The organism is Allorhizobium ampelinum S4 (assembly GCF_000016285.1).
In the GTDB taxonomy this organism is placed as follows: Bacteria; Pseudomonadota; Alphaproteobacteria; order Rhizobiales; family Rhizobiaceae; genus Allorhizobium; species Allorhizobium ampelinum.
This window is the reverse complement of the sequence record NC_011989.1, coordinates 2767898-2788661: the sequence shown is the minus strand read 5'-3', so window position 1 is coordinate 2788661 and position 20764 is coordinate 2767898. Positions and strand designations below refer to the sequence as shown.

Genomic DNA, 20764 nt, shown 5'->3' with positions numbered 1-20764 from the left:
ATCGTGTCTTCGAAAAAAGTTTCGGCGCCTGCCGAAGAAATCGTCAATCCCGGAAGCGTCAGCCAGACTGTTTATGATACGATCATCATCGGCTCCGGCTTCGGCGGCAGCGTCGCCGCGCTCAGGCTGTGCGAGGCCTTCCAGAACGTCAATTATTCGGCTACTGCAGGCAAGCCCGTGCTGCTGCTGGAGCGCGGCAAGGACTGGTGGGGCAATCTGACAGGCCAGCCCACCAAAGCGCCGCCGTTTAGCAACTATCGCCAGCCGGATGGACGCGCTGGCTGGATGATGGATCTCGAGCCGTTCGGCACGCCGCAATCTCCACCGGATACCTATGGCCAGCCCGAGGAGTTGGATGGCGAGACGGCCAACTTCAATACGATGACCACCTATGCGCAGCGTCCGATCCCGGTCTATCCCGGCCTGGTGGAAATGATCGTTGCCTATCCGCCACCGCCGCCGGAGCCGGTGCCGGATGCTCCCGCCCCGACACCAACCATGACCACCATCGTTGGCGCGGCGCTCGGCGGCACCTCGCATGTCTACAATACCTTCTTCCAGAAGCCGTCTCAGCTGGCCTTCACCCTGGCCTTCCGCGATCCCGAGAAGTTGGACTCCTACGAGAGTGTACTGCTGTCCTATGGCGAACTGGCGCAGCATTACGACACCGTCGAGAAAATGATGGAGCCTAAAACCATCGATGACAAGGACAACATGGTGACGGAGACGGTGCCCGTCAGAGAGAAACCGGTCTTTACCTATGCGCTCAAGAGAAGCCCGCCCTATCTTTCCACTCGCAGCTTCAGGAAGCAGGTCAAGAAAATCGAAGATGCTGTCCGGTTGAGTAAAGTCGAAACGCCGATTAAGTCGGTTCAACTGGAATATACCAAGCTGGCGCTCGACTGGAGCGTGGTGTGCAAGGAAGTGGAAGTCGAAATGCTGCCCTCCGCCATCATCGGCGAAATGTGGTATGGGATGAACAGCTATTCGATCTCGAAGACGCCGTCGGAAGGCCAGGAATTGCTCGGCGTCAAGAAGGCGCTGGACCAGAATTACCTCAAGCAGGCCAAGGACACCGGCCTGCTTGACATTCGTTGCCTGAGCAATGTCACCAATGTCTATCAGGACCCGAATTCCGATAAAGACAGCCCAATTTATGTCATCAATGTCGAGCAGATCGCACCGACCGATGTCGCCAATCCGACACTGCTGGTCTACCGGGCGAAGAACGTGATCTTCTCCGCCGGCTCCATGCATACGGCATCGATGCTGCTGGAATATTCCAACAATCCCAATCCAGAGGCACCTGACACCAAAGGCCTGCCAGCTCTGAGCAAATATGTTGGCAAGTTCTGGGGCCAGAATGGCGATGTCACCGGCACTCAGGACCTGAGCATCAAGACGCGGCCTTCGGATGGCGGTCCCGGTTCGACCGATGCCTCCTTCTATTTCGTCAATGACGACACCTTGAATGGCATCACCCTTCCGGATGACGAGTTGGAGGCGGCCTTCAATCAGTCGATCGACTACATGAAGGTCAATAAATCGGCGTCTTTCATTCGCCTCATGCTCTATCCGGCCTGGTATGACGAAGCCGACAATCTGCAGAACACCTATAATATGTCGGTCTGCTACCAGCCGGCGCCGGGCGAATTCCTCGTGGATCCGGCTTCGGACAAGTCTTCGGGCCGCAAAGTCTACAGCCTGTATTATCCCAATACGCCGACAGAGAAGGACGAGGGGGCGGAGCCTACCGAGGTTGGCGATATCAATGTCGGCGTGCTGGATTCGGTCAATGCGCTCACCACGGTGCTGACCACATGGGGAGAAGTCAATGCCAGCAAGGAGGGCGAGAGCCTGACCCGGCGCAATGGACCGCTCACCTATCGTGGCCCGCTGCCAGCGCTGCAATCGACCCGGTTGCATCACGCCCGAAGCCTGGAAGGCTGGGACCCCAAACGCGTGCCGGAGGAATTCGTGGTGGCCTATGGCGTCACGGCCCATCCGCTCGGGGGCTGCGTGCTGGGCAAGGCCTGCAACAAACACGGCCAGGTCTTGGCAGCCGACAACGAGACGGCGGTGCCGGGCCTCTATGTGGTTGATGGTTCTTTGATCCCCGGTTCCACCGGTGCCGCGACCCCGGCATGGACCATTGCCGCCGTGGCCGAATATTGCATGACGAAAATCACCGGGAATATCGTCGGCACCACGCAGCAGTGAGCTGCTCCGTCACCATTGAAAGCTGACGGGCAAGCAATCATGATAACATAACAAAGGGCCGTGTGTTTGATGAAACACACGGCCCTTTTTCCATTTTCAGCCGTGTTTCATGTCTTCTGGTCAAAGAAAAAGGCCGGAAAACCGGCCTTTCGCAAAATCACAGAGGACGCTTAACGCTCGCGGCGCTGGCCGCCTGCACCGGCGCGGGCCGGGCCGTCCTGGCGTGGACGGTCTGGGCGGCGGGCCGGGCGACCGTTGGCTGGCTTGTTGCGGTTGGCCGGGCGGGCCGAACGCTGTTCGCCACCATCACCTTCTTCACGCGGGCCACGGCCTTGCGGACGGCCATCCTTGCGGGCCGGGTTGCCATGGTTGCGGTTGCCAGCACCGGCCCCTGCACCACCGCCACCTGCGCGGCGGGTCGGACGGGCCGGGCGGCCACGGTCAGCCGGAGCTTCACCGCTGGCAACGGAAATTTCAATCCCCATCAACCGCTCGATGTCGCGCAGCAGTCGGGCTTCATCGGGACCGCAGAAGGCGATGGCAATGCCGTCGCGGCCAGCACGGGCAGTACGGCCGATGCGGTGGACATAAGCATCCGGCACTTCCGGCAGGTCATAGTTGAACACATGGCTGACAGCCGGGATGTCGATGCCGCGGGCGGCAACGTCGGTGGCGATCAGCGTGCGGATCGAACCATCGCGGAAACCCTTCAAGGCGCGCTCGCGCTGGCCCTGGCTCTTGTTGCCGTGAATGGAGGCAACCGAGAAACCGGTGATTTCCAGGTGCTTCATCAGCTTTTCAGCGCCATGCTTGGTGCGCAGGAAAACGATGGAACGGCCATCGGGATGATCGGCAAGGGTCTTCTTCAGCAGCTCGGTCTTGTGGTTCTGGCCGTTGACGAAGTGAACATACTGCTCGACCTTGTCGGCGGCCTTGCCCGGAGGCGACACTTCGACAGTGACCGGATTGTTGAGGAAGCTACCGGCCAGATCAGCAATCGCCTTCGGCATGGTGGCCGAAAACAGCAGGGTCTGGCGCTTGGCCGGAACCATCTTGGCAATCTTGCGCAGATCGTGGATGAAGCCCAGATCCAGCATCTGGTCGGCTTCGTCCAGCACCAGATGGGTGACGGCGCGCAGCGAAATAGCATTGCGGGAAATCAGGTCCAGCAACCGGCCCGGCGTGGCGACCAGAATGTCGGTGCCACGTTCCAGCTGAAGCTGCTGCTTGTTGATCGATGCGCCACCAACCACCTGGTTGATCTTGATCGGGGTCTTGCGAATGAAGGACCGCAGATTGTCGCCGATCTGGTTGACGAGTTCGCGGGTCGGGGCAAGAATCAGCGTGCGGGTGGTGCGATTGTCGGGACGGCGTTCGTCCTTCATCAGCAACTCAATGATCGGCAGGCCAAAGGCAGCGGTCTTGCCGGTGCCGGTCTGGGCAAGGCCAATCAGGTCGCGACCGGCCATCACCACCGGAATACCCTGCGCCTGGATGGGGGTAGGGGTCTCGAAGCCAAGCTGGGTCAGCGTGGCGACAACAGTCGGCGAGAGGCCAAGTTCGTTAAAACTGGTCAATTCATAAACCTTTCGGGGCGCCAAGACACTGAGCCACGATCGCCTCATTGCGATTATAGCGGTCTTTGGCGTCAAGAACCCCGCGTGAATTGGGAACTTGTAAGTTGGAAACGACTTTCGGTGCGTTTGACCGCTGATGCGGTCATATATGAAGCACCCATACCTTTTTTGCATGACAGTGCCGAAATAGGCAAAGCCGGAATGCAGTGGCGCGCTCACGCGGCGGCCAGAAGGCTGAAAGCTTGCGCCGCTTTTGCGCGTTTTGCGGCCAAATGTCAAGCGCCCGCCCATCATGGACGGGCGGGCGCTGAATATTTCTACTATAATCCCCGTCTGGGTGACGGGCGGCAGATCATTTACCGGGGGCAGACCTGAACGCGGTAGCTGTCGCCCCATTCATCATAGCGCCGCTCGAAGTGGCAGGGCGCCGCATAGACCGGACGATAATAGGTCCGATAAACCGGTGGGGGCGGTGGTGGTGGGTCATAGGACCGGTAATAGCGCGGTCCCCCATCCATTCCGTTGACGATGGCGCTGCCGACGATGCCACCGACGGCACCGGCTGCGACGCCACCCCAGAACGGGTCATGGGCCTCTGCGGCAGGGGCCGTCGCCATCAGCGAGGCACCTACGAGAGTGGCGACAAGGCCCGCAGACATACTCATGCGAAATACGGACATGGTTTGATCCTTTCAGAACTTTTTCTCCGAAGAGAATGGTATGAAGATGATCCTGAAAACGGGCAGATTAATGATGGAATTGTGGAGCCAAGATTAAATTATCGTCATTTAAAGCGACGGACGCCACAAGAGTAAATGCCATAAGATATTGAACTTAAAAAATATTTTATAAGATTGCCGGTTGGCGTGGCGCGTCTCCGCCACAAAGACTGGGCGCTCGGTCCTGTCTTGCGCACGGTGCTGCCCGTGCTGGTAAAAAGCTTTGTGAAACAGGAGATTGACAGGATTTTTTCAGTAAGGCGCTTTGTTTTGTGTTTTGCCTGGTGATAGGGTTGTTTCCACGGCGGAAAAGGGCACAGAGAGGTTCATCCGTGATGCAGGCGGCTCGGGCAACGAAGGGGATTCCATTGCCGATAGAAGGCGGATTGCTCACCATAGCGTGCGAGAAAATCGCCAGGCTTGATGTGCCCGCTTTCATCAAGGATAGCGAGCTTCGTTTCGTTGCCGTCAATCCCGCCTTTGTCGCATTTTTTGGAGCGGATCTCGATGATCTTCTCGGACAGCGGGCGGGGGAACTGACGGACCGTCCGGAAGATCTGGCCTGGGAGGATGTCGAGCGCCGGGCGCTGGTGTTTGCGGAAGAACATCTGGCTCTGTGTTTCGATCACAGCGGCCGCCAGCATTGCCGGGTGCAGATCGAGCGCTTCATCACCGAAGACGAAATGCCCTATGTCTTCGGGGTGTTTCGCGAGCGGCCTGGCCGGGTCAAGAGCCGGGGCTGGAAGAAAGAGCCGCTGCCATCCGGCGCCCAGATGCCTTCTGCCATGGCTGAAATCTCAAGAGAGGTCGCTTCTCAAGGTGGGAGCGCTGGTGTTGGTAATGGGGCGCCTGGTGCCTGCCTGCCAGCCGATTATGCGATGCTTCTCGATCTCATTCCGCTTGGCGTGCTGCTTCTCGATTCGCAGCTCGATATTGTCTATTTCAACACCAGTTTCTCCAGGATGTTGGGTGAGACAACGGTCGAGCTGAAGTTCGGCATGAATTTTCAGGCGGTTCTCGACGTTATCGGAGGTGCGGGGTGGGATGGGAGTGGTGAGGATACATCCGGCCAATTCCTTGCCGCGTCGATAGACGAACCAGAGCCATGCCAGATCGCCATGCCGAACGGACGGGTGATTTCGGCCCGGGGCAACCGCCTGGAAAACGGTCAGTTTCTGCTGCTTTATACCGATGTTACCGAGGCGCAGACCTATGAGCGCGAAAGTACTCTTTACCGTGCAGCGTTGGAAAATGTACCGGAGCCGGTTTTTCTGCGCGATGGCGACCGGCGGCTGGTGTTTGCCAATGCTGCTTATGAACAAATGCTGGGTGGCGACCGGACCCGCTTTTATGGCTTGCGGGAAGACGAGATGTTTCCTGCCGAAGGCGAGGCCCTGCGCCAGGAGAATATCGAGGTCCTGGAAACTGGATGCGCGACGGAGCGCGAACAGCTGATCATCATGCCCAATGGCGACACCGTGCCCTTGCTGACCAGCCTGAAGCGGATCGAGACCAAGGATGGCGCGCCTTATATCGTCGGGACTTTGGCGGATGTTTCGCTGCTGAAGATCGGCGAACGACAATTGCGCGAAGCCAAGGCGCATGCCGAAAAGCTCTACGACGATATAGAGGCCATTCTGCGCACCATGCCGGTCGGGGTGATCATCCTCGATGCCGATCAGAGTTTAAGTTTTTCCAACCTCATGGCACGCAATATGGTGTGCTGGCCTGAAGACCAGGCCATGACTGGCACAAGTTTCGCGGATTATCTGCGCCACGCCCATGCCAATGGCTGGCCACTCGAGACTGGCGATGACGCCAGCCTCAACCCTGATAGCATCGACCCGGAAAGCCGGATCGCCGCCTATAGTCTTGAATTGCGGACATTGACGGCGGCGCGGCAAACCGAGGTGACGCTTTCGGATCGCCGGCATATCGTGATTACGGCATCGCCGCTGGACGATGGCCAGATCATGCTGACCTTTTCTGACTATACCGAGCAGCGGTTGCGCGAGCGCGAGATAGACGAGGCCCGTGCCCGGCTGCAGGATGTCGGCAAGCTGTTGGAAGAGGCTACCCAACACATGGCCCAGGGGCTCTGTGTTATCCAGACGGACCGTATCCTTTACCGCAACGATAAATTGGCGGAAATATTGAACGTGTCGCCGCATCTGGTGCGCACAGGGGCGGATTGGCGCCAGCTTTTCGATTACTGCGCCGAGCGAGGCGATTTCGGCGACAATCCAACGGCGTTTCTCGACCGGATGCGATCAAGGATGTCCGCTGACACCTCCGCCAGCGTCGTGGTGCAACGGCGCGATGGTGCCTGGCGCAGTATCGAGGCGATTGTTAGCGCCGAGGACCGCTGGCTGTTCGTGATCAGCGATGCCAGCGAGGCCAAGCAGCGTGAGGCGGAACTGACCACGCTTGCGGCGCAGGCCGAGGCGGCGGACAAGGCCAAATCTCGGTTCCTGGCCAATATGAGCCATGAAATCCGCACGCCGATGAGCGGCGTGCTGGGCATGACGGAATTGCTGCTGTCTTCCAATCTCGATGCCCGGCAAAAGACCTTTGTCGATGTGATCGTCAAATCCGGGCGCTCGCTGCTGACCATTATCAATGACATCATCGATTTCTCGAAGATCGATGACGGGAGCCTGTCCTTGCGCTCGGCCCCCTTCGATCCGCTGGCGGCGGTGGAGGATGTGGTCACCTTGATGGCTGGGCGCGCCGCGGAAAAGGATGTGGACATCCTGGTGCGCGGTCAGGGCAGGCTGACCCATATGCTGGCGGGCGATGCGGGTCGGTTCCGCCAGATTCTCACCAATCTCTTGGGGGAGGCAATCCGGGCCACCGACAGAGGCCATGTGCTGGTCGATCTCGGTTTGCGCCAGGAAGAGCCGGATCTGGACGTCACGCTCCAAAGCCACGGAGATCCTATTTCTGAAACGAATGCCGAGGTGAGTGACCGCGCCCGTGCATGGCTGGTTCTGCGGATTGAGGATACCGGCCATGGCATGACGCCGGAGCAATGCCTGATGGCCTTTACCAAATTTTCCCAGATGAATGACGGGGCTTTGCATCACCGGGATGGGGCGGGTCTCGGATTTTCGATTGCCGGTGGGCTTGTCGATCTGTTTGGCGGGACGATCGGGGTGGAAAGCGCGCCCGGTCGAGGTGCCACCGTGACTGTCAATCTGCCCTTTGCAATGGCGGCTGAAAAACTACCGAGCCTTGCTGGCTTTCATCTGCGCGGTGCCCGGGTCCTGGGTTTTGAAAGCAATGATATCAGCTGCGGCATTCTCAATGACCAGCTTTGCCGTTGGGGCTTCGATGGCGTGGCAGTTAACGATCCGGCGCTGGCGCTGGCCGTGCTGGAACAGGCCGAGAGCCAGAAAAGCCCGATTGAGGTGGTTGTGATCGATTGCTGCCGGCGCAGCGGCGGCGGGCTGGATCTGGTGCGCAAGATCCGCGGTGATCGACGGTTCGATCCGCTGTCGATCATCCTGCTGGCGGCGGATGCGCCCTTCAATCTCGACAGAATGGCCGATGGGCTGAATATTCAAGCGCAGCTTACTAAGCCGGTGGGTGAAAACCTGCTGCGCAATGTTGTCATCGATGTGTTGCGCGGCACGCGGCGCGGCGCTGTCTCCGGGTTGAGGGCGGAACCGGAGGCTGAGCCGCCTGTGATCTCGGACGGAGAGCAAGTGGCTCTGATGTCGTCGGGTGTGATGCAGCAGGAGCAGATCGATCTGCTGGTGCTGGATGCCGGTGAAGCGGAGCGTCATTTTTTCCATCAGGCCTTGCAGGCGCTGGGGGTTGGCCATGCCTGCGTGGAGGGGGAAAGCGAGGCGCTTGCCCTCTGGCGCCAATGGCAGCCGGGCATGATGCTGATCGATCTCGTTGAGGATCGGGCGCGAGTGCTCGATATGGTCAGGCAGATCCGTGCCGAGGAAAGCCAGCAGCCACAGACCGCGCTGACCGTGCTGATCGGTCTTGCGGGCGATCTTTCCACCTATGACAAGGCGGCCTGCCATAAAGCCGGTCTTGATGATCTCGTCCTCAAGCCTGTCAGTCCCGACCGTCTCCAGGACTGCATTGCCTATTGGTTAGGGGGCGCCGCAGCGCAGACGCAACCACAGACCCTGGCAGAGGACCTCGGTGCGAGGCTGACGGCACTGTAACCGTGGGGCCGATCCCGCCGATGACAGCGTATCCGACATCACGACGGCTCCGTCTTCGTCCCGCATAGCATTTCTCGTTTGCCGGCAAAGCCCGGGCGTCGCTCAACGGTGAAACCTGCGGCGATCAGATTGCGGCGTACGAAACCGGCGGCGGCATAGGTGGCGAAGCGGCCGCCGGGCGTTGTCAGCTGGTAGAGCCGCGTCATCAGCTCCAGCGACCACATGGCGCTGTTGCGGGAAGGGGCAAAACCATCGAGATACCAGGCGTCGAATGGTTCGGACCAGGCTTGCAGCGAGGCCAGCGCATCGCCGCAAACCACGATCAGCCGGGTCTGGGCGTCGAGGTCGAGCTGGACTTGACCTTGCGGATCATCCGGCCAGAGCGCCAGCAAGCCTTGCCGCTCTGCATCGATTTGCGGCCAGCGCGACAGGGCGCGGTCGATATCGGCGCGCGCCATCGGATAAAGCTCAAAGGATATGAAGGTCAGATGCCCGCTGGGAGGGCGCGTCGCCTGCCATTGACGCCAGGTTTCCATCGCGTTCAGCCCGGTGCCGAAACCCAGTTCGCCGATGCGGAAAGAAGACGCGCCGATCCAGCGCTGCGGCAATTCATTGCCCTCGAGGAAAACATGGCCGCATTCCAGGCGGCCATCGGTCTGGCAGTAAAAATGGTCGCCAAAGGCGGTGGAATAGGGCATATCGCCGTCCTGCCAGCTCAGCGGCTGGGTGTGTGCCGTTTCGGCGTCAGGCATCGGATCGGGATTGGAAGTGGAGTGGGTCATGAAGACAGGCGATAGGACGGCTTCGGTCTCCGGTCAACTCTTGTCCCCAAAAGGCGCGTCCCATAGCCTCGCGGCAGATCTGTTGGTGGTCGGCGGCGGCATCATGGGCCTGTGGGCGGCGCGCTTTGCGGTTCTGGCCGGGCTGGATGTGGTTCTGGTCGATGCCGGTCGGGTGGCGGGTGGTGCCAGTGGCGGGCTGCTGGGCGCACTCATGCCCTATATGCCGGACAAATGGGATCGCAAGAAGCAGTTTCAGTTCGATGCGCTGCTAGCACTGGAGACGGAAGCGGCGCAGCTTGAGGCAGAGACCGGTATTGCTGTGGGCTATCGGCGGTCCGGGCGGCTGATGCCCTTGCCCAAGCCACATCTGCGGGTGATTGCCAAACGGCACGAAAAAGACGCCGAAACCGCCTGGAAAACCGGTGACCGGCAATTTGCCTGGAAGGTTATCGATCATTCCCCGGCTGGTGATGGCTGGCCGGATCGTGCTGTCACGCAAGCCGGTCTGGTGCATGACACGCTGGCGGCGCGGGTGTCGCCGCGCGGTTTGACGGCCGCACTGAAGGCGGGCCTTGTCGCATCACCGCATTGCCGGATCATTGAGGGGGTGGCAGTCAGGGCCATCGATCCGGTCCAGCAATGGGCAGACTTGGCGGATACAAGCCGGATTGCCTTCGGCCATGTGATCGTTTCAGCCGGTGTGGGGAGTTTTCCACTGCTGGACGGGTTTAGCCCGACCGGAGTGCTGCCGCTCGGCATGGCGGTCAAAGGGCAGGCGGCATTGCTGAAGGCCGATGTCGATCCTGCGCTGCCGCTGGTCTATCTGGATGGCGTCTATGCCGTGCCGCATGAAGGTGGGCATGTGGCGATTGGCAGCACCAGCGAAAATCGCTGGGATGCGCCCCTGACCACCGACGACCAGCTTGAAACCCTGATTGCCAAGGCCCGCCGGCTGGTGCCGATGCTGGGGGATGCCCCGGTGGTGGAGCGCTGGGCCGGACTGCGGCCCAAGTCGATAGACCGGGATCCCATGGTGGGGCCGCATCCCGATCATCCCAGGCTGATTGCGCTGACCGGTGGCTTCAAGATCAGTTTCGGGCTGGCGCATAGCTTGGCGCAGCAGGCGTTACAGCCGATTTTCGGTGGCGAGACGGATATGCCTGATGGTTTCACGCTTGCCCATCATCTGCAGATCGCCTCCCGTATTGCTGATAAAGCCTTGGAACCACCGTTGGAAAACCCGGTCGGTTGATAAACCGGCCTTGATATTGCTTTTAAAAATATTTCAAGCGTCGAGCCTTGCGTAATCCGAGGTCGCTTCTCATCACCCTCCTGTGATCTCGCGTAAAAAGTGAACCTGATGCTCGGTCACTTTCGTCATAGTGTCATGCAAATCCCCTATCTGACTGCGCATGCGGGCTATCGGTCATGGTCGATTCGATTGTTTTGCATGACAGCGCCATGCGTTTGGCAGAATGCAGGCAAGGCGTTGTACCGATTTGAATGCGTTGCATAAATCTACAAATCCATCGGGTTTAAGGATGCGTGTGACAGGATCAGTTTGGTCGAGCATGCCGTAATGCAGTCATTATAAGATTTGCAGCGTTCCTGGCGCGTCTTTGCAGACGCTCGTCGCTGCCGGAGGTCACCCGCATGCGATATTCAATTTGCTATACACCCTCTGCGCGTGACCCGCTGTCGCTTGCAGCCGCCAGCTGGCTGGGACGCAATGTCTATTCCGATGAGCCGGTCGAACATCCGGGGCTGGCAGGGCTTGGCCTGCACGAGATTGCCTTTCATACGGCCTTGCCGCGTCGAAATGGGTTCCATGGCTGCCTGAAAGCGCCGTTTGCCTTACATCCTGAGGTCAGCGAAGCCCAGTTGCTGCGTGAACTGATGCATTTCGCCGGCATTGTCGAACCTTTCGCACTGCCGGGACTGGAAGTGGCGAAGCTCGGTGATTTCTGCGGTCTGACTTTGACACATCCGTCCAACCAGTTAGACCGGGTGGCGGCGCTGGTGGTACAGAATTTCGACCGGTTCCGCGCGCCGCTCAGCGATGCCGAAATTGAACGCATGGCGCCCGAACGGCTCAGCGCGCCGCAATTTGCCAATCTTTACCGCTGGGGCGATCCGCATGTGCTGGACGAATACCGTTTCTACATGCCCTTGACCGGGCCTTTGCCGCTCAGCCACCGCGATCGCCTGCATCAGGCGGCGACTCACTATTTCGCGCCGCTGCTGCAAAACCCTGTCGTGTTTGCCAATCTGGCGCTGTTTATCGAGCGTGAGCCGGGTGCGCCACTGGTGGTGCATTCACTGCATCCGATGGGGCGGGTCTCGGCGCGCAAGATCGCCTGATCTCACGATGCTGTATGCCCTCTCGACAAAAAGGGCAGGGTTGCTTACCGTTTCTTGTCACAAGACCAGAAGGTAACGGCTATGCAGAGTGAAACCTATCCCCGCGATCTCATCGGTTATGGTCGCCGCACCCCCGATCCCCGCTGGCCGGGAGAGGCGCGTGTGGCGGTGCAGTTCGTCATCAATTATGAGGAGGGTGGGGAGAGTTGCATTCTCGACGGCGACCCGGCCTCCGAAAATCTGCTGTCGGAAATCGTTGGTGCGGCGGCATGGCCCGGCCAGCGCAACCTGAACATGGAATCCATCTATGAATATGGGTCGCGTGCTGGTTTCTGGCGGTTGCACCGGATGTTTACGGCCCTCAATATACCGGTGACGGTGTATGGCGTCACGCTGGCCATGGCCCGCAACCCGGACGCGGTGGCGGCGATGAAGGAGGCGGGGTGGGAAATCGCCAGCCACGGCTATCGCTGGCTGGAATATAAGGATTTCCCCGAGGAGATTGAACGCCAGCACATTCTGGAAGCGGTGCGCCTGCATACCGAGGTGGCGGGGGAGCGCCCCTATGGCATGTATCAGGGCAAGCCTTCCGACAACACGCTGCGGCTGGTGATGGAGGAGGGCGGTTTTCTCTATTCCTCCGACAATTATTCCGATGACCTGCCCTTCTGGGTGCCGGATCTTAACGGCAAACCGTTTCTGATCATTCCTTATACGCTGGAAACCAATGACATGCGGTTCGCCACGCCGCAGGGCTTCAACTCCGGCGACCAGTTTTTCACCTATCTGAAGGATGCCTTCGATACGCTCTATCAGGAAGGCGCAGAGGGCGCGCCGAAAATGATGTCCGTCGGCCTGCATTGCCGACTGGTTGGCCGTCCGGGCCGGGCGGCGGCGCTGAAGCGTTTTCTGGATTACGTGCTGTCCCATGACAAGGTCTGGACGCCGACCCGCCTTGATATTGCCAAGCACTGGCACGCCCACCACAAGGCTGAATGGTAGCAGGGACAATAACAGAACAAGTTATGGAAGATGCCCGTGCATCCTCGACTTGAATGCCCCACATGCATCAAAGGCCCAAGATATTGAAAATGAGTCGCGACAGCCTCAGGCCGCCGCGGCTGACAAATTCTCATCGAAAGAGACGACTTTATTGCGACCGGAGTTTTTGGCCGTGTAGAGGCATTTATCGGCTTTCACAAACAGAGCTTCATCTGTTTCATCATGCGCAGGTGATTGTTCTGCCACGCCGATGCTGACGGTCACATGACCCCAGGGCAGGTTTTTCTGGTGGATTATCTCCAGGGCGGCGATCCGTTGGCGGATCTCCTCGCCCACTTGGTGTGCCTGGCTTGCGGTTTTTCCCGGCAGCAGGATGACGATTTCCTCTCCACCGTAGCGCGCGGCAAGATCGGTTCCGGGACGGATTGCAGCGGCAATTTCCGTCGAAATTTTCCGCAGGCAATTATCACCCGGCAGATGACCATAGGTATCGTTGAACAGCTTGAATTTATCGACATCAACGACAAGCAGTGACAGCGGAGTGCCCACCATCCGTGCTTCGGCGGAAAGACTTTTCAGCTGCCTGTTGAAGTGACGCTTGTTGGAAAGCTGCGTCAATTCATCCGTGTTGGCAAGCCGATCCAGCTCTTCCTGCAAAAGCCTTTGACTTGTAACGTCCCTGGTTACGGCAACCATGCCGCTGCTGATATCGAAGCTGCGAACCCGGGTTATCACGGTTTCCAGCCAGGCGATCTCACCGGTTTTTTTAATCCTCGGGAATACAAGCCGTTCGATTGATGAACCGGCGGCAATGTTGGCCAGCGCCTCTGACCAGTATTGCCGGGCCTCGGCATCGTATTCGTCCAACACGCTGCGTCCGACAATCGTATCGGCCTCCACGCCGAGAACAGATTTGGCGGCTGCTGAAACATATTCGCGGATACCGTTGTCATCCAGTTTTTCGATCAAGTCGGATGAGGCATTGGCAATCAAGCGAAACTCCGCTTCCCGTGCGGCAATAATCATCTCGTCGCGGCGCTTCAATGCCCATTGCCGTCTCAAGCGGATGCCCAAAGCGCACGCGACCATCAATGCGACGATAAAACAGATCCATCGGGGTTTGCTGATGTCTATCCAATACCAAAGAATAGCTTTTTTGGAGACAGCGACAAGTACGGTGATCTGTGTATTGCTGCTCTTATAATAGCCAGAGGTTCTCAATATGCCGTCAAATCGTGATGTATATTGAAAATTTCCAATGTTGCTTGTTGAAATAGCGTTTCGGTACAAAGCTGAATCGGCAATGCTGGTGCCCATGGCCGTCGCATCCAGGGGCGCACGCACCAGAACCCGCCCGGCGCCATCCATCATCGCGAAGGCACCGTTGTCCAGCATGTTGAAACTCCGGAAAAACCGGATGAAGCTTTCGACATCAATGGTCGCCACCATGATGCCGGCAAATTGCCCCCGATCATCGTTCATCCGCTGGGACAGGGTAATGAACCAGTCTTTGACCGACGGACTTTGATAGGGTCCATCGACAAGCGGTTGCAACTCCGTGGATGTTTGATGGATCTTGAAATAGCTGCGGCTGGAAAGATCGAGACCCGATGAAAACGGATCGGAGGTCGACTCAATCAGCCGACCATCCGGGCCGATATAGGCCAAACTGCGCAAATAGGGTGACGTCTTGATAAGCTCACGCATCCTGCGAACCAGGTCCAGGCTCTGCAAAACGCTTTTGCTGTTGTTTTCCTGCACTTCGAAGACCAGACCAGCCAGAGGTTGCTTGGCCACTTCGATGACATCGTCCGTATGCTGGGCAATCGCTCTTGCCGTCTGCGCGAGATAAGAATTCATCCGCGACACCTGGGCCGTCCAGTTTGCAACCTCGGACCAGATCGTCAATGCCAGAAATATTGCAAGTCCACCCGCGATAACCAGATGTTGAGCGGGATTTTTCGATGCGATATGCATGACATTCATGGTCTGGTTTTCTCTTGCAGTAGATCAATATTATATTAAGAGAGCAATTATTAAAAAAATATTTCGTATTCTTTCAAACGTATAAAATGATAAAAATTTGGAATTTACACTTGGAAAAGCATTTGAAAGCAAAAAATGTTAAAACAAGTGCAAGCAATTCCTGCCGGGAGAACCGTCCTGCGCTTATGGCCTCATGCATTTTGTAAGCCCCAGAAGACGCTTTTAATCTATTGAAAATAATAGATAATTTTCTCCTTAAGCCGCAATTGGTTCCGGGAGTTACCCGGTATTCTGCATCTGGCCGCGATCATAGCTTTCAAGTTTTGGATTTGATCCGCAATCCTTCATTCTTCATTCAAGATATAATCTGTAAGAGATCGCCGCTTTCCCTATGGTTATGTTCGAACTCAACTTGTACATCGAATAGATATGTCTGCATCCAACGGTAGGATCTGTACTATTTTACCCGCCTATAGCGAGCCAAACAATTTCAATTTCTTTTAATGACTGGTGAACAATTTTTCCGGCCGCACGTTTCACTGCCGGAACACCAACAACGGTCTTCCTTAATCAAGAGAAGGACGAAAACTATGGACAAGAATCGCATCGAAGGTGCCGCAAAGGAAGCCAAGGGCAGCGTCAAGGAAGCCGTCGGCAAGGTAACGGGCAGCAAGAAGCTCGAAGCCGAAGGCAAGATGGACAAGGCCGCTGGCAAGATTCAGTCCACCGTTGGCAAGGCCAAGGATGCCTTCAAGTAAACGAATTATCATGCTCGAAGTCTCACGGGTTTGAAGATGCTCAGCATCATCGCCCGCAGGCGTTGTACGATAATAACGGTAGCCACGCCGCGTGGCTGCCGGTGAAACACATTCGGTCAAGGTGGATTACCACCTTGCGAAAGGGGACCGGAAACGGTCCGCAACAGCGGAAAGGAATGTTCGATGAGAACAGTTTTTGCTCTGGTCGCGGTGGCGGCGATGGGGGCGGCTTCGGTCGCCAATGCAGCAAATACCCATCACAATAGCACGCGTCACCCTGCCTCCCAGATGACGGCAACCCAGCCGAAGGAACGTTTGGGCACCTTGTCCTGCGAGGTTGCAGGCGGCATCGGCATGTTGATCGGCTCGAGCCGAACCGTGACCTGCGATTTCCAGCAGCGTTCTGGCAAAGTTGAGCGCTACAGCGGCTCTATCGGCAAGCTGGGCCTGGATGTCGGTATTACCGGCAAGAGCTACATCCGCTGGATCGTTTATAACATCAATCCGACCACCACACGCCAGGGCGCGCTGGCGGGCACCTATGTCGGCGCATCAGCGAGAGCCTCGGTGGGTATCGGCCTTGGCGCCAACGCCTTGGTTGGCGGTAGCAACAAGAATTTCGGGTTGCAGCCGCTCAGCGCGGAGGCTGGAACGGGTCTGAACGTCGCAGCCGGAATCTCACGCCTGCAACTGAAGCCTGCGCGTTGATCTGATATTCATTTGATGTGAGGTTTGTGCATCCCCCGGTCTTGGCCGGGGGATGTTTTTGTTCGCTGTTAGAGTCTGTCAGGGAAAAGTGGCCAGTTGGGTTCCCGAAAAGACAAACTGCAACAAGGGCGCCTAGGCGGCCAGCGTCGCCATATCGATGACGAAACGATAGCGCACGTCGCTTTTCAACACCCGCTCATAGGCCGTGTTGATATCCTTGATGTCGATCAGCTCGATATCGGAGGTGATGCCGTGCTTGCCGCAGAAATCCAGCATGTCCTGGGTTTCCTTGATCGACCCGATCATCGAGCCGGCCAGATTGCGGCGTGCGGGGATGAGCGAGAAGGCATGCACCGGAACCGGCTTTTCCGGTACGCCAAGCAGAACCATGGTGCCATCGACCTTCAGCAGGTTGAGATAGGCATTCCAATCGATATCGGCGCTGACGGTGCAGATGATCAGGTCGAAGGATCCGGCCAGCGTCTCGAAAGTCTTGGCGTCGCTGGTCGCATAGTAATGGCTGGCGCCGAGACGCAGGCCATCCTCTTTCTTCGACAGGGTCTGGCTGAGCACGGTGATTTCCGCGCCCATGGCCGCACCGATCTTGACGCCCATATGGCCGAGACCGCCCATGCCGACGATGGCAACCTTCTTGCCCGGGCCAGCCTTCCAGTGGGCCAGCGGCGAATAGAGCGTGATACCGGCGCAAAGCAGCGGGGCAGCCTTGTCGAGTGGCAGATTGTCCGGGATCGACAGGACATAGCCTTCCTTCACGACGATCGTGTCGGAATAGCCGCCCTGAGTTGCCGTCTTGCCGTCGCGGTCTACGCCGTTATAGGTCTGGACGAGGCCGGGCAGATATTGCTCGATATCCTCATCGCGTTCCTGGCAATGAACGCAGGAATCGACGAAACAGCCGACGCCGACATGATCGCCGACCTTGAATTTCGACACGTTTGCGCCAACGGCGGTAACGACACCGGCAATTTCGTGGCCGGGCACCATGGGGAATGCGGAATTGCCCCATTCATTACGGGCCTGGTGGATGTCGGAATGGCAGACACCACAATATTTGATGGAGATCACCACGTCGTCATCATTGGGTTCGCGACGTTCAAACGTGAAGGGTTCCAGCGGTTTGCTGGCGTCGGTTGCGGCATAACCTCTTGCGATTGGCATGCGGCGCTCCTTTTTTGTCATGGGAGGAATGTGTACAGAACAGGTTTTGTAATTGGGAAGGGCATGGAAACGCCGTTGGGAACGGCAGCCCGGCCTTTAGATAGGTGTCTGGCGGGTGTGTTCAACATCTACCGTGAATATTCGGAAGGGCCTTGCGAAAATCCGGCTCTTTCCAACCCGGTGCATATTGTCTATCGATTGCAAATCAAACTAGGGGTGAGCCGATGCAGCGACAGGATTTCATTGAGCAATTCGGCGGGATATTCGAACATTCGCCGTTCATTGCCGAGCGCGCTTTCGATGCCGGTTTTATTGACGAACCCCTGACCGCCCTTGGTGTTCATGATGGAATGAGTGCGATGTTTCGCACAGCAACCCAAGCCGAGCGGCTCGATGTGCTGCGGGCGCATCCGGATCTGGCGGGAAAATTGGCTATTGCAGGCGAATTGACAGAGGAAAGCCGCAGCGAACAGGCTGGCGCCGGGCTTGATCGCTTATCCGAGGCTGAACATCAACGTTTTACAGCGCTCAATAGTACTTATATGGAAAAATTCGGCTTTCCATTCATCATCGCCGTGAAGGGCCTGACGAAAGACGACATTCTGGCCGCATTTGAGGCCCGGATCGACAATAGCGTCGAAACGGAGTTTTCAACCGCCTGCCTTCAAGTCGAAAAAATCGCCCGCCTTCGGCTCGAAGCAATGCTGCCAGCCGAAGGTGCCGGTCAAGAATGAGTGCCGGGCAGGAATGAGTGGGCCGCGCGTTTAAAGTTTGTCAGGGAAAAGTGGAACCCGGTTTTCCCGAAAAGACAAACGAAAACAAGACAAGCTAGAGTATGTCTGGTTCACTCTGAACCTGACATACTCTGGCGCGCAGCCGAAGCAGGGTCATGCAGCATGATCCTGCTGATTGTGGTGTTGCCAAACGTCACTGCCCAAACGTCACTGTTTGAGCGCGTCTTCCGCCTCGCGGATCGCTGCCTCATGATACCAGCTGGCGGCTCCGCTTTCGAGGATCACCTGCTTATGGAGATTGCGCTCACGCATTTCACGCAGTCTTTGCGTATTATGTACTGGGAATTCGTAGATTTTTGCCGATTCCCGACCAAGGCCCGTTGTCATCGCTACTGCCCTTCGTTGTTCCTCGAGCTCCTCCGCCCGGATGAATCTCATAGCATTTTTTCAGCTAAAATGCACATAGAAAGTGCAATTTGCCCAAAAATAAATCATTTTGGGCTGTTTTTTCACGCCATCGCTGCTATCCACCGGGCATTGCTGCCTTTTATTTTGCAAATGCGCATTGAGAAGGCGGTGGCATGCAGGCCAATCTGACACAAAACCGTTAAAAACCCGTGGCTTTTAAGGTGTTTTGAATATGGCTCGCGTTTTTTCTGCCTGTCGCAAGGTGGTTTTTGCGGGTTTGGCATGGTTCCTGCTTGTTATTTATCGACTCCCGGACCGCCGGAGAATCACCCCCAGGGTGCGCCCGATGCGAGGCGCTGGACTTATGAGAGATCGACAATGACCAAGTACAAGCTCGAGTATATCTGGTTGGACGGCTATACGCCGGTCCCGAACCTGCGCGGCAAGACGCAGATCAAGGAATTCGCTGAATTTCCGACCCTCGAACAGCTCCCCCTCTGGGGCTTCGACGGTAGCTCCACCCAGCAGGCCGAAGGCCATAGCTCGGATTGCGTGCTGAAGCCTGTTGCTGTTTACCCCGACCCGGCCCGCACCAATGGTGCATTGGTGATGTGCGAAGTGATGATGCCCGATGGCGTCACCCCGCATAGCTCCAACAGCCGCGCCACCATTCTGGAAGACGAAGGCACATGGTTTGGCTTTGAGCAGGAATATTTCCTCTATCAGGACGGCCGTCCGCTCGGCTTCCCGGAAAATGGCTATCCTGCGCCGCAGGGTCCTTATTACACCGGCGTCGGCTTCAAGAATGTCGGCGATGTCGCGCGCGAAATCGTCGAAGAGCATCTGGATCTTTGCCTGGCTGCTGGCATCAACCATGAAGGCATCAATGCTGAAGTGGCGAAGGGTCAGTGGGAATTCCAGGTTTTCGGCAAGGGCTCCAAAAAGGCCGCTGACGAAATCTGGCTGGCCCGCTACCTGCTGCTGCGTCTGTGCGAAAAATACGGCGTCGATGTCGAGTTTCATTGCAAGCCGCTCGGCGATACCGACTGGAACGGTTCCGGCATGCATTGCAACTTCTCGACCAAGTTCATGCGCGAAGTGGGCGGCAAGGACTATTTCGAAGCGCTTATGGCGGCTTTCGCCAAGAACTGGAAAGAGCATATCGACGTTTACGGTCCCGACAACCACCTGCGTCTGACCGGCAAGCACGAAACCGCTCCATGGAACAAGTTCTCCTACGGCGTTGCTGACCGTGGTGCATCGATCCGCGTTCCGCACTCCTTCGTCAACAATGGCTATCGTGGCTATCTGGAAGATCGTCGCCCCAACTCGCAGGGCTGCCCTTACCAGATCGCTTCCCAGGTCTTGAAGACGATTGCAGAAGTTCCGGCTGCAAAGTCTGAAGCCGCCTGATCCTCTCTGCTTGCGCCCAGACTTGATCCATCGGATCTGGGCGCAAGCGCTCTTGATATCGTGTACCAGGACACTGTAGGCGCCGATGCGTCCTTGTCTTGAAGATGGTGTGAATATTTCAAACCATTGATGTATTTGATTTTTTCTGAAGGAGAGGATGTGGGAGCATCTTCGGGCCTTCGTATATAGGTGAATATCGGTGTGGTCTTCTGTGACCCTCGATCATTCGGTCAAAGCGCCGTTACATGCTGTCATTAGTATTCAACGCTCAAGTGAATACGGTCGGGCGATTTTAAAATGAAGACTGCATCATTCCCCGATCCAGAACAGATTTAAGTCAATCTGTATCCACTTTAGATTATAGTGTTGTCTTGGAATCTCGGATTAACCCTAGAATTTTTAAGGCTTTGGCCTCTGTTGATGCATTAATAATATCAATCCTGTCTATATTGTTCGCGTATCCATTGAATATCATGCTTGGTCTTTATTTTAAAATATCGTAATTTGATATATGCCAATAACGGATGAGTTAGTTTTTGTGAAAATTGGCGGAGAAAATTATTTTACTATTTAATATGAGGGGTTTTTATGTATAAAAATTATCTTATGTCAAAAAAGTGATATTCTAACGCATTTAATTCATGTCTATGTTTGTTTATGTATATTTTGTATTATTTATCTCTTTTTGGAGCACTATATCTATCCGTTAGAGTGTCAAAATTGTTTCATCTTC

General features: G+C 56.8%; 15 protein-coding genes. 10 read left to right on the top strand and 5 right to left on the bottom strand.

The features are described from left to right. Window positions 1–3: 3 nt before the first annotated feature. Complete coding sequence (locus tag AVI_RS13250) at window positions 4–2220, top strand: GMC oxidoreductase (RefSeq protein WP_015916830.1); 2217 nt, start codon at window positions 4–6, stop codon at window positions 2218–2220. A 170-nt stretch (window positions 2221–2390) separates the two neighbouring features. Here AVI_RS13250 and AVI_RS13245 read toward each other — a convergent pair whose 3' ends face one another. Continuing rightward, a complete protein-coding gene (locus AVI_RS13245) occupies window positions 2391–3845 on the bottom strand; it encodes a DEAD/DEAH box helicase (protein WP_015916829.1) in 1455 nt (484 codons plus the stop codon). A 308-nt stretch (window positions 3846–4153) separates the two neighbouring features. Then, entirely contained in the window at window positions 4154–4477 is a 324-nt protein-coding gene (locus AVI_RS13240) for a hypothetical protein (RefSeq protein ID WP_015916828.1), read from the bottom strand. A 407-nt stretch (window positions 4478–4884) separates the two neighbouring features. On the opposite strand from AVI_RS13240, the gene AVI_RS13235 reads away from it, so the two are divergent. Then, window positions 4885–8700 (top strand): PAS-domain containing protein, encoded by a 3816-nt coding sequence (locus tag AVI_RS13235; RefSeq protein ID WP_187152361.1) that lies wholly within the window; start codon window positions 4885–4887, stop codon window positions 8698–8700. Between the two features lie 38 nt (window positions 8701–8738). On the opposite strand, the gene mnmC2 is transcribed toward AVI_RS13235, so the two are convergent. Further along, window positions 8739–9482, bottom strand: coding sequence for a tRNA (5-methylaminomethyl-2-thiouridine)(34)-methyltransferase MnmC2 (gene mnmC2, locus AVI_RS13230; RefSeq protein WP_041696946.1), 744 nt, complete (start codon window positions 9480–9482; stop codon window positions 8739–8741). Here mnmC2 and AVI_RS13225 point away from each other — a divergent pair. The 3 genes from AVI_RS13225 to puuE all read left to right on the top strand — a co-directional run bounded on the left by AVI_RS13225 (window position 9481) and on the right by puuE (window position 12845). Continuing rightward, window positions 9481–10734 (top strand): NAD(P)/FAD-dependent oxidoreductase, encoded by a 1254-nt coding sequence (locus tag AVI_RS13225; protein WP_015916825.1) that lies wholly within the window; start codon window positions 9481–9483, stop codon window positions 10732–10734. The genes mnmC2 and AVI_RS13225 overlap by 2 nt on opposite strands. A gap of 401 nt (window positions 10735–11135) precedes the next feature. Then, entirely contained in the window at window positions 11136–11843 is a 708-nt protein-coding gene (locus tag AVI_RS13220; protein WP_015916824.1) for a DUF1045 domain-containing protein, read from the top strand. Window positions 11844–11924: 81 nt separating this feature from the next. Continuing rightward, entirely contained in the window at window positions 11925–12845 is a 921-nt protein-coding gene (puuE, locus tag AVI_RS13215; RefSeq protein WP_015916823.1) for an allantoinase PuuE, read from the top strand. Window positions 12846–12950: 105 nt separating this feature from the next. Here the strand turns inward: puuE and AVI_RS13210 are convergent, their stop codons facing one another. Continuing rightward, window positions 12951–14831, bottom strand: a complete 1881-nt coding sequence (locus AVI_RS13210; RefSeq protein ID WP_015916822.1) for a sensor domain-containing diguanylate cyclase — start codon at window positions 14829–14831, stop codon at window positions 12951–12953. 590 nt (window positions 14832–15421) lie between these two features. Here AVI_RS13210 and AVI_RS13205 point away from each other — a divergent pair. Both AVI_RS13205 and AVI_RS13200 read left to right on the top strand, forming a co-directional pair. Then, on the top strand, window positions 15422–15589 hold the full coding sequence (locus AVI_RS13205) for a CsbD family protein (RefSeq protein WP_015916821.1): 168 nt from the start codon (window positions 15422–15424) through the stop codon (window positions 15587–15589). A 183-nt stretch (window positions 15590–15772) separates the two neighbouring features. Beyond that, window positions 15773–16297, top strand: a complete 525-nt coding sequence (locus AVI_RS13200) for a DUF992 domain-containing protein (protein WP_015916820.1) — start codon at window positions 15773–15775, stop codon at window positions 16295–16297. A gap of 132 nt (window positions 16298–16429) precedes the next feature. Here AVI_RS13200 and AVI_RS13195 read toward each other — a convergent pair whose 3' ends face one another. After that, window positions 16430–17476 (bottom strand): NAD(P)-dependent alcohol dehydrogenase, encoded by a 1047-nt coding sequence (locus AVI_RS13195; protein WP_015916819.1) that lies wholly within the window; start codon window positions 17474–17476, stop codon window positions 16430–16432. A gap of 224 nt (window positions 17477–17700) precedes the next feature. Between AVI_RS13195 and uraD the strand changes: the two genes are divergently transcribed. From uraD to AVI_RS13180, 3 genes are all read left to right on the top strand, one after another. After that, a complete protein-coding gene (gene uraD / locus AVI_RS13190) occupies window positions 17701–18210 on the top strand; it encodes a 2-oxo-4-hydroxy-4-carboxy-5-ureidoimidazoline decarboxylase (RefSeq protein WP_015916818.1) in 510 nt (169 codons plus the stop codon). A 162-nt stretch (window positions 18211–18372) separates the two neighbouring features. Continuing rightward, a complete protein-coding gene (locus AVI_RS31950; RefSeq protein WP_071203805.1) occupies window positions 18373–18807 on the top strand; it encodes a hypothetical protein in 435 nt (144 codons plus the stop codon). A gap of 189 nt (window positions 18808–18996) precedes the next feature. Then, window positions 18997–20031 (top strand): glutamine synthetase beta-grasp domain-containing protein, encoded by a 1035-nt coding sequence (locus tag AVI_RS13180; protein WP_015916816.1) that lies wholly within the window; start codon window positions 18997–18999, stop codon window positions 20029–20031. Window positions 20032–20764 lie beyond the last annotated feature (733 nt).

Excerpts from the sequence above, each read along its gene's own strand:
- AVI_RS13245 (WP_015916829.1), bottom strand. The coding sequence starts at position 3,845 with ATGAGGCGATCGTGGCTCAGTGTCTTGGCGCCCCGAAAGGTTTATGAA.
- AVI_RS13240 (WP_015916828.1), bottom strand. The coding sequence starts at position 4,477 with ATGTCCGTATTTCGCATGAGTATGTCTGCGGGCCTTGTCGCCACTCTC.
- AVI_RS13225 (WP_015916825.1), top strand. The coding sequence starts at position 9,481 with ATGAAGACAGGCGATAGGACGGCTTCGGTCTCCGGTCAACTCTTGTCC.
- mnmC2 (WP_041696946.1), bottom strand. The coding sequence starts at position 9,482 with ATGACCCACTCCACTTCCAATCCCGATCCGATGCCTGACGCCGAAACG.
- AVI_RS13220 (WP_015916824.1), top strand. The coding sequence starts at position 11,136 with ATGCGATATTCAATTTGCTATACACCCTCTGCGCGTGACCCGCTGTCG.
- puuE (WP_015916823.1), top strand. The coding sequence starts at position 11,925 with ATGCAGAGTGAAACCTATCCCCGCGATCTCATCGGTTATGGTCGCCGC.
- AVI_RS13210 (WP_015916822.1), bottom strand. The coding sequence starts at position 14,831 with ATGAATGTCATGCATATCGCATCGAAAAATCCCGCTCAACATCTGGTT.
- AVI_RS13205 (WP_015916821.1), top strand. The coding sequence starts at position 15,422 with ATGGACAAGAATCGCATCGAAGGTGCCGCAAAGGAAGCCAAGGGCAGC.
- AVI_RS13200 (WP_015916820.1), top strand. The coding sequence starts at position 15,773 with ATGAGAACAGTTTTTGCTCTGGTCGCGGTGGCGGCGATGGGGGCGGCT.
- AVI_RS13195 (WP_015916819.1), bottom strand. The coding sequence starts at position 17,476 with ATGCCAATCGCAAGAGGTTATGCCGCAACCGACGCCAGCAAACCGCTG.
- uraD (WP_015916818.1), top strand. The coding sequence starts at position 17,701 with ATGCAGCGACAGGATTTCATTGAGCAATTCGGCGGGATATTCGAACAT.
- AVI_RS31950 (WP_071203805.1), top strand. The coding sequence starts at position 18,373 with ATGATCCTGCTGATTGTGGTGTTGCCAAACGTCACTGCCCAAACGTCA.
- AVI_RS13180 (WP_015916816.1), top strand. The coding sequence starts at position 18,997 with ATGACCAAGTACAAGCTCGAGTATATCTGGTTGGACGGCTATACGCCG.